Below are 16,402 nucleotides of genomic sequence, written 5' to 3'. Positions count from 1 at the left end.
TCCACCCTCGACATCGGACGTCCGCCCTCTCCTACGCCGTGATCATGCACGTCGTGGGGCTGTCCGGCGGTGGGGTCGGCCCCGCGCCCAGGTCCGCCCCTCCACCTCCCGTGATCATGCACAAGTTGAGCGTGGGTGGTCGGTGGATCGGCATCCCGATTCCCGTGATCTTGCGCGTCCTCGGACATGGTGGGGAGCCGCGAGCGAGCTACGTCCGCCGCCACGGGCTCTTGTCCTATCTTCTTCCGAGGCGTATGATTCGAACATGCGTTCGAACGACGGTCTTGAGCGGGGTGACGGGTTGCCCGTCCGCCCCGTGCCCGGGGTCGTCGCCCTGCCCGAACCGGGGCTGCCGTTCGCGCAGGCGTTGGAGCAGGTCGCGGCGGGGCCGATGCTGCTGTCGCTGGTGCAGCAGCTGAGTCGCGACGAGGGCCTGCTGCGGGCGTGGGCACTGGCCGGCGAACCGGCTCTGCCCTCGACGTCGGCGGGGGGTGAGGGGCTCACCTCGGCCAGAGCCGAGTCAGTGGTCCTTGGCGACGCGCGGCTCGCGATCGTGCAGGCCTGCGCGCGGCTGGAGAGCGCGGTCGCTGCGCTCAAGGCGACCGCGGTCGCAGCGGCCTACGGGCAGATCGCGACCGCGACAGCGGAGACCGTCCCCGGTGCCGCGCGGGGCGGTGGTGCGGAGGCGTCCGCGCGGGCGGAGATGGCGCTCGCGCTGCGGATGACCGAGCGCGGGACCGCGGCGATGGTCGAGGGCGCAGTGCTGCTGACGAGCCGGCACCCGGGTACGCGGTGGCTGCTCGCTGAGGGCCACGTCTCCCCCGCGCACGCCCGCGTCATCGTGGACGAAGCGTCCGTCCTCGCCGACGAGGACATCCCCGCGCTGGAGGCAGTCGTGCTGCGCCGCGCCCCGGAGCGGACGGTCAGCGAGCTGCGCCGCGACGTCCGTCGCGCGGTGGCGAAGCTCGACCCGCGCGGGGCGGCGGAGCGGCACGCCGACGCCGTCCAGCAGCGCGCCGTCCGGATCACCCCGCTCCCGGACGGGATGGCCGAGATCCGCGCCCTGCTCACCGCCGACGAAGCGCAGGTCGTCTGCGGGGCGCTCGACCGCATCGCCCGCGACCTGCCCACCGCCGACGGCGGGTTCGCCGCTCGAGCCGGCTCACGCGCGGACGCGCTCGTCGCGGTCTGCTCCGTGCTGCTCGACCCGAGCGCAGACGGCGACTTCCTGCCCGCCCTTGCCAGGACGGCCGCCCCGGTCGCGGTGCAGGTGCAGATCTCCGCCGCCACCCTCCTCGGCCTCGCCGAGGACCCCGCCCACCTCGTGGGCCACGGGCCGATCCCCGCCGACCTCGGCCGCCTCCTCGCCTCCGACGGGACCTGGCAGCTCGCCATCACCGACCCCGACGGCCGGCTCCTCGACCTCCACAAGCTGCGCTACCAGCCCACCGCCGCGCAACGCGCGCACGTGATCGGACTGTGGTTGCACTGCGGGCACCCGACGTGCTCGGTCCCCGCGAGCCGCTGCGACGTCGACCACACGGTGCCGTACAACCACGACGAGCCCGACGACCCCGGCGGCGGGCACACCACCTGCCGCAACCTCTGCCCCAGATGCCGGCTCCACCACAACCTCAAGACCTGGTGGGGATGGACCACCACACCACTCCCCGACGGCACCATCGCCCACCGCACCCCCTTGGGCAGGGTCTACGAAGCGCGACCAGAACCCCAACCCTGCGCCGCCTGACACCAGGCCCCACACCGAGCACGAGCAGGACCAGCGCAGCAGCACGCCCAGCCCCGCCGGCACCAGCCCGGACGGGGCCAGCGGTGCGATCAGCCGAGCCGCCAGTACCGGTAGCTGTCGACGGGCGCGAAGCCGAGCCGCTCGTACGCCGCCCGCGCCGGCGCGTTGTGCTCGAGCACCTGCAGCCACAGCCGCTCTGCCCCGGCGTCGCGTCCGGCGGCGGCGAGCGCGCGGAGGACCCGCGTACCGTGCCCCTGCCGGCGAGCGCCGGAGCGGACGGCGAGGCAGTAGGCCCCGCCCCACCCCTCGACCAGCGCGAGCCGACCGACTGCCACCGGGCCGCCCCCGTCGCGCGCGAGCGCGTAGACGGACGGGCAGCCGGTGAGGATGCGCCGGGCGACCTCCAGCTCGGCGTCCCCGCCGCGCCCGTCGACGGACCACCAGAGGTCCAGCCACTCCTGCGACGGCACCGCGGAGAGCTCGACCCCGGCAGCCTCCGCCGCCACGAGCGCCACGTCCGCCACCTCGGCGACCGCCACGTCCCCGGGGCTCCACCCCTGCGACGAGAGCTCGTCGGCCAGGCCGGAGGGCGACGCTCCGCTGACCTGGACGAGCGGCGGCAACCCGCGGGCGGCGTACGCCTCGACCACCGCCTCGAGCGCGCGCGGCACCCCGGCGCGCGGGACGGTCAGCGGCAGTGCGGAGTTCGCGCGCTGCGTCACGCCGCCGGCGAAGCGCAGCAGCCACCCGTCCCGCTCCACGACCTCGAGCGCCGGCCAGCCGTGGTGCGCCAGCAGGTCGAGCCGGTCGGCTGTCACTGCTTCCGCGCCAGCCACACCTTCTCCGCGGCGACGTCGCAGTCCGAGATATCCGCATCGTCCGCTCCGAGGTCGTTGCGCACGTCGATGCGGTCGGCGAGCGCGAACCGCTCGAGCAAGGCGCAGAGCCGAGGGTCGAGCTGGTCGGGACCGACCTCGCGGATCCCGCCCCCCTGCACGACCGGCGTCGGCTGTGCGGCCACCTCGTCGCGCAGGTCGCTGACCTGGTGCGCCAGCACGCCGACGGCGACGACCAGCGCCGCGACCAGAGCGGCCAGCCCTCCCAGCAGCCACCTGGTGCGGACCTCGACAGCCACGGCGACCTCCCCCTGGGGCCGCGCCCCCGCGCGGCCTGCCCGCGGGCATCCTGGCACGTCAGGGACGTCAGGGACGTCAGGGACGTCAGGACATCAGGCACGTCGGCTCAGGCGACCGGCCCGAGCCGCGGCCACTCGATCGCGGGGCAGCGGTCCATCACCATCGCGGTGCCGACGGCCCGCACCCGGTCGTACGCCGCCTCGTCGACCACGCCGAGCTGGAACCACACGGCCTTCGCGCCGATGCGCACCGCGTCGTCGGCGACCGCGCCGGCGCCGGAGCTGCGCACGAAGACGTCGACGACGTCGACGGGGAAGGGCACCTCCGCGAGCGTGCGGTAGCCCTGCTCCCCGTGCACGGTCTCCGCCCGCGGGTGCACCGGCACGATGCGCTTGCCCTGCTGCTGCAGGAACCGCGCCACCCCGTACGCCGCGCGCGACGTGTCGGTCGACAGGCCGACCACCGCCCACGTGCTCGTCTCCGCCAGGATGCGGCCGATCGTCTCGTCGTCGCCGTAGCTGCTCACGCCCCCTGCCTACCCCGTCCCGGTGCTGGCTCCCCCGGCCGGGGGAGGAGCATGCTGTCGCTGGGGAAGGGTGACCGCATGACGGGTGAGCTCGAGCGCCTCCAGCCGGCCATGGACGCCGTCACCGACGGCGTCGCCGTCTTCGACGGCGACTGGCGGGTCGTGTTCGTCAACGCGTCGCTGTGCGCCATCTTCGGCCGTACGCCCGAGGAGTCGCTCGGGCTCCTGCTCGAGGAGCTCGTTCCGCCCGACGCGGAGCGCTTCTGGGAGGCGCACCACCGGGCAGTAGCGACCGGGGAGCCGACCGAGACCGAGGCGTACTACCCGCGCATCGGGCGCTGGTTGGAGAGCCGCATCTTCCCGTCCGGCGGCCAGCACGCCATCCTCACGAGGGACACGACGGCCGCCCGCCGCACCGCCGACCTCCTGGCGGGGCAGGCGACGCTGCTCAGCGCCGTCGTGGCGGCGGCGACGCCGCTGGAGGAGACGCTCGACGGGGTCGCCGAGCTCGCGGTCCGCACGCTGGCCGGCGCGATCGCCATGGTCTGGGTGCTCGACGAGGACACCGGCCTGCTCCACCTCGTGGCCTCGGAGGGTGCTGAGGACGAGATGCGCCGGGCGGCGGCGCGGCTCCCGGTGGGGCCGGACGGCGGGGCGGTCGGCCGCGCGGCCGAGCTCGGGGCACCCGTGCAGGTGCGCAGGAGCGACCCCGGCGGGTTCGGCCGCTTCGCCGAGCTCGCGGCGCGCGTGGGGATCGGTACGGCGTGGTGCCAGCCGCTGGACCGCCGCGACGGCACGGTCGGTGGCGTCCTGTGCTGCTACCAGCTGCACGAGGAGGGGCCGACCAGCGACGAGCAGCGCCACCTCGTCCTGCTCGCCGAGGTCGCGGCCCTGGCCCTGGACCGCGACCGGCTCGACCGCAGCCAGCGCGAGCGCGCGCTGCACGACCCGCTGACCGGGCTGCCGAACCGCGCGCTGCTGCAGGACCGCACGGAGCTGGCGCTGGAGAGCGCCGCCCGCTCGGGCTACTCCGTGGGCCTGGTCTTCTGCGACGTCGACCGCCTCAAGCCGGTCAACGACCAGCTCGGCCACGTCGTCGGCGACGAGCTGCTGGTCGCGCTCGGCCGGCGGCTGCGCGCGGCCGCCCGGGCGGGGGACACCGTCGCCCGGCTCGGCGGCGACGAGTTCGTCGTGCTCTGCCAGGAGCTGCGCTCACCGGACGAGGCCGTCGTCGTAGCCAAGCGGCTGCTGGCCGCCGCGACCGCGCCCCTCGTCCTGCAGGGGGCGGAGCTGCGCCCCTCGCTCAGCCTCGGGGTGGCGACGACCCGGCCGAGCCGGGACCAGGACCGCGCCGCAGCCGCCAGGGACCTCCTCCGCGACGCCGACACCGCGATGTACCAGGCCAAGCGGGACGACCACGGTCGGGTGCGGCTGTTCGCCCAGGCCATGCGCGCGGCGGAGGAGCGCCGCTGGCAGCTCGAGCAGGCCCTGCGCACGGCGCTGGACCGGCCGAACGGCTCGCCTGGCGGCCTGCGCGTGCACTACCAGCCGCAGGTCGACGTGGCGCAGGGCCGCGTCGTCGGCCTGGAGGCCCTGGTGCGCTGGAGCGACCCCGCGGACCCCGTCCCGCCCTCGGAGTTCGTCCCCGTGGCAGAGGCGACGGGGCTGGTCGGCCGGCTGGGCCACCAGGTGCTCCACGTCGCCTGCCAGGACACGGCGCGGCTGGTCCGTGCCGGGCTCGACCTCCGCGTCTCGGTGAACGTGTCGGCCCGCCAGCTGCTCGACCCGGGCTTCGTGGGGGAGGTCGACGAGGCCCTCGCCGCCGCGGAGCTGCCGGGCGGCCGGCTCTGCCTGGAGGTGACCGAGAGCGTCCTCGTCGAGGACGCGCCGGAGCTGCTCGGCACGCTGGACCTCGTGCGCTCGCGCGGCATCGGGATCGCGATCGACGACATCGGCACCGGCTACTCGAGCCTGCGCTACCTCAAGCGGCTCCCGGTGACCGAGCTCAAGGTCGACACGTCCTTCGTCGCGGGCCTCGGCGCCTCCGCGGAGGACGAGGCGATCGTGGGCGCCGTGGTGGGCCTGGGCTCGGCCCTGGGGCTCGAGGTCGTGGCCGAGGGCGTCGAGACGCCCGCGCAGCGCGCCACGCTGCTCGAGCTCGGCTGTCCGCTGGCGCAGGGGTGGCTCTTCGCCCCGGCGATGGAGGTCGGGGCCCTCGAGCGGCTGCTCCTCGAGCGCCCTGTGCTGGCGCCCGAGCCCGCCGGCCGGGGCTAGCGCGCGAGCTGCGCGAAGAGCGCCTTCGCGGCGGCCGCGTCCCAGGCGACGGCGACGCCCCTGCTCGTGCGCAGCGCGGTCGTGCTCACCGGCACCGTGGCCTCGGTGCCCGGACCCCCGACCTGCCGGACGGCGCGGACGAGCCGGGCGAGCTCCACGGGGCCGGCGCCGTCGACCGCGACGGCGGAGGTGCCGCCCCGTGCGAGCCGCCACTGCCGGTCGGGGCGCAGCAGCAGGCTCCACGAGACGGCCTTGCCGAGCAGCGCGCGCAGGTAGGCCCGCTGCCGCTCGACCCGGCCGAGGTCGCCCTTCGGGTCGGAGTAGCGCGCCCGGACGTACGCGAGGGCGGTCTTCCCGTCGAACGTCTGGCACCCCTTGGCGACGTCCAGCCCGGACTTCGCGTCCTGCATCGCGCGCGGCACGCACACCGGCACGCCCCCGACCGCGTCGGTGAGGTCGACGATGCCGAGGAAGCCCACCTCCGCGACGTGGTCGACGTGGACGCCGGTCGCCCCCTCGACGGTGCGGACGAGCAGCTGCGCCCCGCCGTACGCGTAGGCCGCGTTGAGCTTGTCCTTGCCGTGGCCCGGGATCGTCACCCACGAGTCGCGGGGGAGGCTCACGAGCACCGGCTTGCCGGTGCGGGGGACCGCGAGCAGCAGGATCGTGTCGGTGCGCTGCCCCTCGGCGGTGCCGGTGTGCAGCGCGGCGCGCTGCGCCCGCGTCAGCGAGCTGCGGCTGTCGGAGCCGACCAGCAGCCAGACCGAGTCGCTGCCGTCGTGCGGCCGGCCCGCGGCTGGCGGCAGCGCGTCGAGGTGCTGGAGGTGCGTCGCGGTCCAGACACCGACCGCGACGAGGTTCGCCGCCAGCAGGACGACGACGAGCACGACGAGCGCCAGGACGCGCCGCGGCCGCACCCAGCGCAGGACGCGCACGCGGGGGAGGCGGGGGGAGCGGCGCGGGCGCGCCGTCGGACGTGGGGGCGGTGCCGGGGCGCGGGGGTCGAGGTGCGCCGGCAGGACGGTGGTCCGCGGCTGCTGCGGCTGCAGCTCCGGGGCGCGGGGTGGGACGTCCGGCGGGCGGTCCCAGCCCTCGGGCCAGTCGCTCACGCGCAGGTGGTGTCGGCGGCCGACTTCGTCTCGACGCTGGCGGTCGAGGACGGCGTCGGCGCGGCTGTCGCGGCCGCGGCGGTCACCTTCCGCGCGCCGGACCAGCCAGCGGGGACGACGACCTGGAACGTGCCGCCGAGCCCCGTCACCGCCTGGGCCGTGGCGCCCGGCAGCGAGGCCTGGAGCGTCTGCAGCGAGACCGACCAGCGCGGGTCGTACCGGATGACCGGGGCGGTCGCGGCGGTCCGAGCGGCGTTGCCCGTGCCGGCGACCTGGAACCCGACCTGGGCGAGGTCGGCGGCGGCCTTCTTCGCGAGCCCCGGGACGCCGGCGCCGTTCAGCACCTGCACGCGCACCTTCGACGGCGCGGTCGTCACCCCGGCCGACACGGTGTGCGGCGACGCGGAGGACGACGTCTCCGGCGCGAGCGGCTGGTCGTCACGGACGGCCTGGAACAGCTCGGCCGACTTCACCGGGTCCCAGAGCACGGCGAACGAGACCGGACCGGGCGGGTCGTAGCGGTCGTCCGTCACGGGGATCTTCGCGAAGGTGACCCTGCTCGCCGAGAGTCCCTTGAGCCGCTGGGCCAGTCCCAGCATGTCGCCCTGCGACAGGCCCTTGTCGACCGTGACGGAGGAGAGCAGCGCGTCGACCAGGCGCGTCACCTTGAGCGGGTTCGCCAGCGTGCCCGCCGACTCCGTCTGGCGCAAGAGCGAGGCGAGCAGCGCCTGCTGGCGCCCGATGCGGCCGAAGTCCGAGTCGATGTGGCGGGCGCGGGCGTACTTCAGCGCCACCTCGCCGTCGATCTTGTGGACGCCCTTCGTCATGTCGAGCCCGGAGTCCTTGTCGACCAGGTTGCGGGGGGCGCAGACCGTGACGCCGCCCAGCGCGTTGACCATGCGCTCGAAGCCGAGGAAGTTGATCTCGACGTAGTGGTCGATGTGGATGCCCGTGACCTGGGCGACCGTCTCGATGGCGAGCGCGGGGCCGCCCTCGGCGTATGCGTCGTTGATCTTCGCCTTGTGCGCCGCGACGGGCGTGCCGGCGGAGCTCGTGTGGGCGGGGATCTCGACGTAGGAGTCGCGCGGGAAGCTGATGAGCACGGCCTTCTTCGAGCCCGGCCCGATGTGGAGCAGCATCATCGTGTCGGCGCGCTGGCCCTCCGCGCTGGCCGTGCTGCCGACGTGGAGGCGGGCCTCGTCCTTGCGGCTCATGCCCTGGCGGCTGTCGGAGCCGACGAGCAGGATGTTCGTCGCCGACTCGTTGACCTTCGCCGGCTGGGCGAGCACGGCCCCGGTGACCGAGTGGAACGGGTCGATGCGCGTGATCCTGCTGTTGAGGAAGCGGTCCGCGCCGTAGATCCCGCCGCTGGTGACCAGCACCGCCGCCGCGAGCCCGCCCGCGATCCACCGTCCCCGCCGCCGGCGGCGCGGCGCCGGGCGCACCCCGCGGGGGTCCAGCTCCGGAGGGAGGGGAGGACGGGGGCCGAGGGGGGCGGCGCTGCTGGGGGCGTCGGGAGGCACGGGCATCGGGTGGGGTTCCTCCGGGCGGTGTCGTGCCACGTCGTCGTGCTCACGTGTCGATGTCGGGCTGGTTCGCAGGTCCGGAAGACCGACGAACGAGCGGGCACGGACGTTTCGACCGACGGTTCCTCCGGGTTGAGGATCCGCACCGTTCGTCAGGGTACGGGCCGGTCGCCGCCGTCCCCGGGAGCGGCGCGCCGGGCCCGCGGGGAGGCGGGGCGCCCAGCCCCGACCGGTACGGTGGCCTCCGCCATGGACTCGACCGAGACGACCCCGCCCGCCGGGCGGACCGCCCCCTGGCCCGCCGTCTCCGTGGTCATGCCGGTGCTCGACGAGGAGCGGCACCTCCGCACCGCCGTCCGGCACGTGCTCGAGCAGGGCTACCCCGGCGAGCTGGAGCTGGTGCTCGCGCTCGGCCCGTCGAAGGACCGCACCGACCAGATCGCCGCCGAGCTCGCGGCGCAGGACCCGCGGGTGAGCACGGTCCGCAACCCCACCGGCCGCACGCCCGCCGCGCTCAACGCGGGGATCCGGGCCGCCCGTCACGGGATCGTCGTGCGCGTCGACGGCCACGGGATGCTCGGCCCGGACTACGTGCGGACGGCCGTCGAGCTGCTGGAGTCGACGGGCGCCGACAACGTCGGCGGGATCATGGCCGCCGAGGGCGAGTCGGCCTTCGAGCAGGCCGTCGCGCGGGCGATGACGAGCTGGTTCGGCGTGGGCGGCGCGCGCTTCCACACCGGCGGCGAGGCCGGCCCGGCCGACACGGTCTACCTCGGGGTCTTCCGGCGCGCGACGCTGGAGCGGCTCGGCGGCTACGACGAGTCGTTCTCGCGGGCGCAGGACTGGGAGCTCAACCACCGCATCCGCGAGGGCGGCGGCCTCGTCTGGTTCTCGCCGCGGCTGCGCGTGTCCTACCGCCCACGGCCCGACCTGCGCCGCCTCGCCCGCCAGTACTTCCACTACGGCCGTTGGCGCCGCGTCGTCATGCGCCGCCACCAGGGGACTGTCTCGCTGCGCTACCTCGCGGCACCGGTGGTCGTCGTCGCGGTGGCCGCCGGCACCGTGGTCGGCGTCGCCGTGCACCCCGCCGGGTTCGTGCTGCCGGCGGGCTACGGGCTCGCCCTGCTCGCCGGGACCGCGCTCACCGCCAGGGGCCTGCCACCCCGCGCCGCGGTCCTGCTGCCCGCGGTCTACGCGACGATGCACCTCGCCTGGGGAGCGGGCTTCCTGTCCAGCCCGCGCTCGCTGGTGCCGCTGCACCCGCAGCTGCCCGGGCTCGTCGCGGACCCGGGCGCGGCCTGATGCGGGTCCTCATGCTCGTCACGTCCGACGTGGCGGGCGACTCGCGCGTGGTCCGCGAGGCGACGACGCTCGCCGCCGCGGGGCACGAGGTCACCGTCGTCGGGCGCGACGTCCCGGCCGGGTGGGAGCGGCCTGCCGGCGTCACGGTGCTGTCGGCGAGCGGCGGCAGCGGGCTCAAGCGGCCCGACGCCCCGGCGACCCCCCGGGTGCTGCCCCTGCACCTGCGCGCCGCCCGGTGGGCGCTGCTCCCGCGGCACAACGCCAGCGTGCTGGCCCGCTGGACGGCCGACGCGGAGCGCGTGGCGGGCGAGGTCCCCGCCGACGTCGTCCACGCGCACGACTTCAACACCCTGGAGCTGGGCGCCCGGCTCGCCGACCGCCGCCGTGCGCAGCTCGTCTACGACAGCCACGAGTTCTGGTCCGGCCGTCCCCGCACCTCGCGGCCCACCCCGCTGGCGGCCCGCCGCGCCATCGCCGCGGAGGCCGCGCTCGGCGCCCGCGCCGACGCCGTCATCACGGTGGGCGACGGCGTCGCGCGCCTCCTGCGGGGCCGGTTCGGCTGGGACTCCGTCGACGTCGTCCGCAACACGTTCCCGGGGCTCGAGGGGCCGCCCGCGCTGCCCGAGAGGCCCGTGGGGGCGGTCTACTCGGGCCGTATGGCGCCGTACCGCGAGCTCGAGGCCATCGCCGCGGCCTCCCGCGAGGTGCCGGAGCTGCGGTTCACCGCGATCGGCCCGGCCGACCCGACCTGGCTGGCGGCGTACGAGCCCGGTCGTGTCGAGGTCCGTCCCTCGGTGCCGCTGCCCGAGGCCGAGGCGCTGCTCGCGAGCCAGGGGCTCGCCCTCGTCACGCACTCGGCCCGCTGGCCGAACCACCGCGTCGCGCTCCCCAACAAGCTGTTCAGCGCCGTCCGCGTCGGCGCCCCCGTCGTCGCGACCGACGTCGAGGAGCTGGCGAAGGTCGTCCGCGCGCACGACCTCGGGACGCTGTACGCGCCGGGCGACGCCCGCGGCCTCGCCCGCGCCGTCCGCGAGGCCGTCGAGCGCTGGCCCGAGCTGTGCGCCAACGTGCGCGCGGCCCAGGCGGAGCTGTCCTGGGAGGTCGACGGCGCGACGCTGCTCGGCGTCTACGAGCGCCTGGCGACCCGGCGCTCCCAGTAGACTCGGCGGCTGCACGCAGTCCACGAGGAGGAACCCGCCCCATGGCTCAGGTCGCCGAACCGCGGGTGGAGACCTCCGCCGAGGTGCACGTCTACGAACCGCACAAGGTCGGCGTCCCGCCCCAGCGCAAGTACCTCCGCGACCTCTGGAAGCGGCGCGAGTTCGCCGTCGAGTACGCCCGGTCCGAGCTGCACACGCAGAACGTGGACACGGTGCTCGGGCAGGTGTGGCTGGTGCTGAACCCGCTGCTGCTGGGCTCGGTCTACTTCATCCTGGTCAACGTCCTCTCGACGCGCACGGTCACCAAGACCGTCGTCGTCGACGGGCACAGGGTCGTCGAGCACGTCCACCAGGGCCAGGGGCCCACCTACTTCGCCCACCTGCTCGCCGGGCTGTTCGCCTACTACTTCGTGACCGGCGCGATGAACCAGGGCACGAAGTCGGTGACCAAGGCCGGGAAGCTGCTCATCAACACGGCCTTCCCCCGCGTGCTGCTCCCGCTGGCCTCGACGCTCGTGGCGTTCTGGCGCTTCCTCCCCACCCTGCTGGTGTACGCCGTCGTCCACGTCATCGCCGGGCGCCCGATCGGGCCCCACCTCCTCCTCGCACTGGTGAGCGTCGTGCAGATGACGCTGCTCGGCGCGGGCCTCGCGCTGTTCTTCTCGACGCTGCAGGTCTTCGTGCGGGACACCTCGGCGTTCCTGCCCTACGCCACGCGGATCTGGCTCTACCTCTCGCCGGTCCTCCTGCAGGTCAGCCACTTCCCGGGCTGGACCCACCCCATCAACCCGCTGTTCTGGATCATGGCCTGCTGGAGCGAGCTGCTCGTCCAGGGCACCGTTGAGCCGCTGACCTGGTGGGTGGGCGGCACGCTCTGGGCGGTGGGCGCCTTCCTCGTCGGCTGGTTCTTCTTCGTCTCCCGGGAGCGCGAGTTTGCTTTCCGTCTCTGACCTCCAGGCGCGCCGGACGACGCACGCCCCGGCCATCTCGATCGAGGACCTCTCGATCACGTACCGCGTGGCGGTCGAGCGCCCCCAGCTGACCCGCGCGGAGAAGGCCCGGCTGCCTCGGCAGGACCTCAAGCAGCGGCTCGCCGCCGACCTGCGCCAGCGCCGCGGGCGCGAGGTCTACGAGGTCGAGGCGCTCAAGGGCGTCTCGGTCAACGTCATGCCCGGCGCGGTCCTCGGCGTCGTCGGGGCCAACGGCGCCGGCAAGTCCACGCTGATGCGCGCGGTCGCCGGGATCCTGCCGCCCACCAAGGGGCGGATCACCGTCCGCGGCCGCGTGTCCACGCTGCTCGCGCTCGGCGTCGGCTTCAACGGCCAGCTCTCCGGGCGCGAGAACATCCTGCTGGGCGGGCTCGCTGCGGGTCTGAGCCGGCAGGAGATCGAGCGCCGGTTCGAGGAGATCGCCGACTTCACCGGCGTGCCGATGCCGATCCTCGAGCGGCCGATGCGGACGTACTCGTCGGGCCAGTACTCGCGCGTGGCGTTCGCGGTCGCCGTCCACATGGAGCCCGACGTCCTCATCGTCGACGAGGCGCTCTCAGCGGGCGACGCGAAGTTCAAGCAGCGCGCCGAGGCGAAGATGAACGAGCTGGTCGTGGAGGACACCTCGCGCACCGTGCTGCTCGTCACGCACGGCCTGGCGAGCATCCGCAAGCTGTGCAACGAGGCGATCTGGCTGCACGAGGGCAAGCTCATGAAGTGGGGCCAGCCGGGGCACATCGTGCGAGCGTACGAGGAGTTCATGGGCGTGCAGGGCTCCGTGGTCTCCGACGAGGACCTCTAGCCGCACGTGGTCCAGGTCAGCGTGGTCGACGTCTCGCTCGTCAGCTCCGGCCACGACGTCGCCGACGCGCGGTTGCACCGGCTGTGCGCGGCACTCGTGCGCGCCGGTCTCGCGGTCGAGCTGCGCGGGCTCGGCGACGCGGCCGACGCGCCGCCCGGGCTGGTCTCCGTCGTGGCGCACCCGCGCGGCTCACTGGTCCGCCGGGCGCTCGACGCCGCGCTGCTGCCCTGGCGGGCACGCGGGCGCGTGCTGCTCCTGGTCGACCCCGACCCGGTGCCCTCGGCCGCCCTCGCCCGGCTCGTCCGCCGCCGTCGGCTCGTCGTCGACGTGCACGAGGACTACGCCCGGCTGCTCGCCGACCGGAGCTGGGCGCGCGGGCTCGTCGGACGGGTCGCGCAGGGGGTCGTCGCCGCCGCGACCGCGCTGGCCCGCCGCGCGGACGTGACCGTGGTGGCCGACGGCCACGTACCGCCGCTGGAGGCGCGCGACCGGCGGGTGGTGCGCAACCTGCCCGACGGCGGCTACCTCCCCGCGCCCGCGCCGCGGGAGGAGCGCCCACGTGCCCTGCACGTCGGCGACCTGCGCCGCTCGCGGGGGCTGTTCGCCATGGTCGAGGCCGTCGCGGCCACCGACGACTGGACGCTCGACCTCGTCGGGCCCGTCGCCGCCGCCGACCGCGACGAGCTCGCCGGCTGGGAGGACCGGCTGGGGGAGCGGCTGCGCCTCCACGGCCGGATGCCGCCGCGCGAGGCGTGGGCGCTCGCGGCCGGCGCGTGGTGCGGGCTCGTCCTGCTCGAGGACACCCCGGCCTTCCGCGATGCCGTGCCGACCAAGCTCTACGAGTTCCTCGGCTGCGGCCTCGCCGTCGCTGCCACCCCGCTGCCGCGGACCGCGGCGCTCGTCGAGGAGTCGGGCGCCGGCGTGCTGGTGGGTTCGGCTGCCGAGCTCTCCGCGGCGCTCCAGCGCTGGTCGGCCGACCCCCCAGAGCTCGACGAGCTGCGGGGTGCCGCGCTCCGCTGGGCGCAGGCGAACCTGTACGGTCCCTCGGCGTACGACGACCTCGCCGGCGCGATCGCCCGGCTCGCCGGGAGGGGCCCCGCGTGACGCTGCTCGCGACCGTCTGGGACGCCCGGCTCGGCTACGACGACACCGCCGCGGAGGCCCGCGCGCTCGCCCGCGCCGCGGGCTGGGGCACCGCGTCCGTCTTCGTCACGCCCGTCGGCTCGCGGGCGGCCGGGACGACCGCGTCGGGGGAGCGGTGGGTGCGGGTCGCCCCGCCGGCGCCGCCCGCGCGCCCGGCCGCGCAGCAGCAGAAGGCGCTCGCCGACCGGCTCTACGTCCTCGACGCCGAGCGCCGCGAGCTCGAGGCCGGGGGTGCGGGGCGCGCCGACCGTCGCCGGCTGCGGCTCGTCGCCGAGGGCAAGGCCCTGCGCCGAGTGATGGAGAGGGCGCGCGAGCAGGAGCTGCCGCGCGCCGACGTGCTCGCGGGGCTCGACCTGGTCGAGGCGTACGCCGACGCCCTCGAGCCGGAGGTCGCCGCGCTCGGCGCGACCGCGCTCCTCGCCTCCGGGCCGGTCGCGCTCGTGGTGGCCGCGCGGCTGGGGCTGCCGACGGCGTACGTGCCGGGGCCGCTGCCGCAGCGCGTCGCCGAGGGGGCGCGGGACGAGGTGCTCACCGTGCTCGAGCGGCGCTGGGCCGGACGCGCCACGCGCGTGCGCGACGACCTGCCCGCAGCACTGCACGGGCTCGGGGTGCCGGCCGCCCCCGCGCCCGAGGAGGAGGAGGAGGAGGAGCGGCGCGCCGAGGGCGTGCGCCTCGGCATCGGGCCCGCGAACTTCGCCGGGCAGGGCTGGGCGTGGGCCGAGTCGGTGCGCCGCGAGCTCGGTGCGCAGGTCGACGTCGTCGCGGTGCAGCGGGCGAGCTTCGCGTTCCCCGCCGACGTGACGCCGACCGAGGACGAGTGGGCCTCGCTCGACTGGCAGCGCGAGTGGCTCCCGCGCCCGCTGTCGTGGACGCACGCGCTGTCCGAGTCGCTGCGCCCGCTGCTCGGCCTGCTCAACGGCTCCGTCATCAGCGGCGACCTCGCCGCGCTGCGCCGCGCGGGCGTCTCGGTCGCCGTGCTCTGCCACGGCTCGGAGGTCCGGTCGCCGCGCGCGGCAGGAGCGCTCTACGAGCACGCGCCGTACGGGCCGGAGCACGCCGACGTCGCGCGCCTGCAGGAGACCTCCGACCGCAACGTCCGGCTGCTCGGCGGTGTCGGCGGACCCGTCTTCGTCGCGACCCCCGACCTGCTCGACTCCGTGCCGTTCGCCGAGTGGCTGCCGATCGTCGTCGCCGAGGAGGACTTCGCCGTGGCGCCGCCCGTGCTGGAGCGCGCCGTCCCCGTCGTCGTCCACGCCCCGACCAACCCGCGCTGGAAGGGCACCGACGCGATCGAGCCGGTGCTGCTCCGGCTGCAGGACGAGGGGCTGCTGGAGTACCGCCGCTACGGCACCCTGCCCCCGCCGGAGGTGCCGGCCGCGCTGCGCGAGGCCGACGTCCTCATCGACCACGTCGTGCTCGGCAACTACGCGACGCTCTCGATCCAGGCGATGGCCGCCGGACGCCTCGTGCTCGGGCACGTCCACGCCCGGGTGCGGCGGCGTCTCCCGCTCCCCGTGCCGGTGCTCGAGACGACGCCGGACACCGTCGAGCAGGTGCTCCGCGCCGCCCTCGCCGACCGTGCCGGCTCGGCCGCGCTGGCCGCGCAGGGCCCGGCGTTCGCCCGGGCCCTGCACGACGGCCGCGTCTCGGCCCGCGTCCTCGGGCGCTGGCTCACGCGCTGACGCTCGCCCGGCCGCGCCACCAGTCGACGGTCGCGACGAAGCCCTCGTCCATCGGGGTCGGGGCCAGGCCGAACTCCCGCTCGAACGCCGAGCCGTCGAGGACGTACGGCCGCTCCCACTGGTAGCTCAGCCGCCCCACCTCGCGCAGTCGCGGGGCGACGACCCCCAGCGCGCGGACGACGCCCCACGGCATGCTCCGCACGGCGGGTGCGGGAACCCCGGCCGCCGCCGCCAGGCCGGTCACGGCCTCCCGGCGGGAGACGGGCGCCGCCGTCGGGACGTGCCACACCCGGCCCCAGGCACGCTCCTCGTCCGCCGCCGTGACCAGCGCGCGGGCGACGTCGGGCACGTAGGTGAAGCTGTGCCGGACGTCGGGGTCACCGATGACGCTCGCCGCCTTGCCGGCCAGCAGCGGGGGCACGACCCGCTCGGCGAGGTGGCCGTTGGCGGCGACGCCGGGGCCGTAGAAGTCCGACGGGCGCACCTCCACCGCCCGGATGCGGCCGGCGCGGTGCAGCGCCATCGCCTCCGCGGTCATGCCCGCACGGATCCGGCCCTTGGTGTCCGTCGCGGCGTCGGGCAGCGCCTCGGTCATCGGGACGTCCACCGGCCCGTACGGGTAGAGGTTGCCGGTCGTCACCAGCACGGCGCCCGTGCGCTCGGCGGCCTCCAGCAGTGCGGCGGCGAGCGGCGGCCAGTCGACCGGCCAGCGGTGGTAGGCCGGGTTGGCGCAGTTGTAGACCGCGACCGCACCGGCGGACGCCGCGGCGAGCACGCCCGGGGAGCCTGCGTCGGCCTGCACGTGCTCCACCCCGCCCTCACTGCGCCCGCCCGAGCGGGAGACGACGCGGACGTGGTCGCCGCGCTCGACGAGCAGGCGGGCGACCGCGCTGCCGACGGGGCCCTTGCCGAGGATGACCGAGGTGCTCATGTGAGACTCCTGTTCCGTGACGAGAGCGGTGCTCTCTGACGGGTCGAGAGTGGCAGGAGTCGGACGGTGTGT

At 75.7% G+C, this 16,402-nt stretch carries 14 protein-coding genes; 8 read left to right on the top strand and 6 right to left on the bottom strand.

The genetic code is table 11. The features are described 5' to 3' along the window. The first annotated feature begins 265 nt into the window (after positions 1-265). A complete protein-coding gene (locus EV189_RS09925) occupies positions 266-1,750 on the top strand; it encodes an HNH endonuclease signature motif containing protein (RefSeq protein ID WP_130492717.1) in 1,485 nt (494 codons plus the stop codon). A gap of 89 nt (positions 1,751-1,839) precedes the next feature. Here EV189_RS09925 and EV189_RS09920 read toward each other — a convergent pair whose 3' ends face one another. The 3 genes from EV189_RS09920 to EV189_RS09915 form a co-directional block, all read right to left on the bottom strand. Then, complete coding sequence (locus tag EV189_RS09920) at positions 1,840-2,568, bottom strand: GNAT family N-acetyltransferase (RefSeq protein ID WP_231116236.1); 729 nt, start codon at positions 2,566-2,568, stop codon at positions 1,840-1,842. Next, positions 2,565-2,885 carry a hypothetical protein gene (locus EV189_RS20635; protein ID WP_231116235.1) on the bottom strand — a complete coding sequence of 107 codons (321 nt, stop codon included), beginning with the start codon at positions 2,883-2,885 and terminating at the stop codon, positions 2,565-2,567. Before EV189_RS20635 ends, EV189_RS09920 begins: the two co-directional genes overlap by 4 nt. A gap of 107 nt (positions 2,886-2,992) precedes the next feature. Next, entirely contained in the window at positions 2,993-3,412 is a 420-nt protein-coding gene (locus EV189_RS09915; protein ID WP_130492715.1) for a CoA-binding protein, read from the bottom strand. 78 nt (positions 3,413-3,490) lie between these two features. Between EV189_RS09915 and EV189_RS09910 the strand changes: the two genes are divergently transcribed. Continuing rightward, positions 3,491-5,686 carry a sensor domain-containing protein gene (locus EV189_RS09910; protein ID WP_165400225.1) on the top strand — a complete coding sequence of 732 codons (2,196 nt, stop codon included), beginning with the start codon at positions 3,491-3,493 and terminating at the stop codon, positions 5,684-5,686. Here EV189_RS09910 and EV189_RS09905 read toward each other — a convergent pair. Continuing rightward, positions 5,683-6,795 carry an LCP family protein gene (locus tag EV189_RS09905; RefSeq protein ID WP_130492713.1) on the bottom strand — a complete coding sequence of 371 codons (1,113 nt, stop codon included), beginning with the start codon at positions 6,793-6,795 and terminating at the stop codon, positions 5,683-5,685. The genes EV189_RS09910 and EV189_RS09905 overlap by 4 nt on opposite strands. Continuing rightward, positions 6,792-8,324 carry an LCP family protein gene (locus EV189_RS09900; RefSeq protein ID WP_130492712.1) on the bottom strand — a complete coding sequence of 511 codons (1,533 nt, stop codon included), beginning with the start codon at positions 8,322-8,324 and terminating at the stop codon, positions 6,792-6,794. The genes EV189_RS09905 and EV189_RS09900 overlap by 4 nt, the downstream gene beginning before the upstream one ends. 246 nt (positions 8,325-8,570) lie before the next feature. On the opposite strand from EV189_RS09900, the gene EV189_RS09895 reads away from it, so the two are divergent. From EV189_RS09895 to EV189_RS09870, 6 genes are read left to right on the top strand one after another with little or no spacing between them, the layout of a single operon-like run. Then, positions 8,571-9,623 (top strand): glycosyltransferase family 2 protein, encoded by a 1,053-nt coding sequence (locus tag EV189_RS09895; RefSeq protein ID WP_130492711.1) that lies wholly within the window; start codon positions 8,571-8,573, stop codon positions 9,621-9,623. Between the two features lie 11 nt (positions 9,624-9,634). Further along, entirely contained in the window at positions 9,635-10,783 is a 1,149-nt protein-coding gene (locus tag EV189_RS09890) for a glycosyltransferase family 4 protein (RefSeq protein WP_231116234.1), read from the top strand. Between the two features lie 41 nt (positions 10,784-10,824). Beyond that, on the top strand, positions 10,825-11,733 hold the full coding sequence (locus tag EV189_RS09885) for an ABC transporter permease (RefSeq protein ID WP_130492709.1): 909 nt from the start codon (positions 10,825-10,827) through the stop codon (positions 11,731-11,733). Continuing rightward, positions 11,717-12,574, top strand: a complete 858-nt coding sequence (locus EV189_RS09880; RefSeq protein WP_130492708.1) for an ABC transporter ATP-binding protein — start codon at positions 11,717-11,719, stop codon at positions 12,572-12,574. Before EV189_RS09885 ends, EV189_RS09880 begins: the two co-directional genes overlap by 17 nt. Before the next feature lie 6 nt (positions 12,575-12,580). After that, entirely contained in the window at positions 12,581-13,678 is a 1,098-nt protein-coding gene (locus EV189_RS09875) for a glycosyltransferase family protein (RefSeq protein ID WP_130492707.1), read from the top strand. Then, positions 13,675-15,399: a hypothetical protein gene (locus EV189_RS09870; protein ID WP_130492706.1), complete on the top strand. Its 1,725-nt coding sequence runs from the start codon at positions 13,675-13,677 to the stop codon at positions 15,397-15,399. Before EV189_RS09875 ends, EV189_RS09870 begins: the two co-directional genes overlap by 4 nt. On the opposite strand, the gene EV189_RS09865 is transcribed toward EV189_RS09870, so the two are convergent. Continuing rightward, a complete protein-coding gene (locus EV189_RS09865; protein ID WP_130492705.1) occupies positions 15,389-16,330 on the bottom strand; it encodes an NAD-dependent epimerase/dehydratase family protein in 942 nt (313 codons plus the stop codon). The two genes, EV189_RS09870 and EV189_RS09865, sit on opposite strands and share 11 nt — an antisense overlap. Positions 16,331-16,402 lie beyond the last annotated feature (72 nt).

The organism is Motilibacter rhizosphaerae, assembly GCF_004216915.1.
GTDB lineage: Bacteria > Actinomycetota > Actinomycetes > Motilibacterales > Motilibacteraceae > Motilibacter > Motilibacter rhizosphaerae.
This window is presented reverse-complemented; position numbering and strand designations above follow the sequence as displayed.

Coding starts and splice junctions, on each gene's coding strand:
- EV189_RS09925 (WP_130492717.1), top strand. CDS start 266: ATGCGTTCGAACGACGGTCTTGAGCGGGGTGACGGGTTGCCCGTCCGC.
- EV189_RS09910 (WP_165400225.1), top strand. CDS start 3,491: ATGACGGGTGAGCTCGAGCGCCTCCAGCCGGCCATGGACGCCGTCACC.
- EV189_RS09890 (WP_231116234.1), top strand. CDS start 9,635: ATGCTCGTCACGTCCGACGTGGCGGGCGACTCGCGCGTGGTCCGCGAG.
- EV189_RS09895 (WP_130492711.1), top strand. CDS start 8,571: ATGGACTCGACCGAGACGACCCCGCCCGCCGGGCGGACCGCCCCCTGG.
- EV189_RS09885 (WP_130492709.1), top strand. CDS start 10,825: ATGGCTCAGGTCGCCGAACCGCGGGTGGAGACCTCCGCCGAGGTGCAC.
- EV189_RS09900 (WP_130492712.1), bottom strand. CDS start 8,324: ATGCCCGTGCCTCCCGACGCCCCCAGCAGCGCCGCCCCCCTCGGCCCC.
- EV189_RS09865 (WP_130492705.1), bottom strand. CDS start 16,330: ATGAGCACCTCGGTCATCCTCGGCAAGGGCCCCGTCGGCAGCGCGGTC.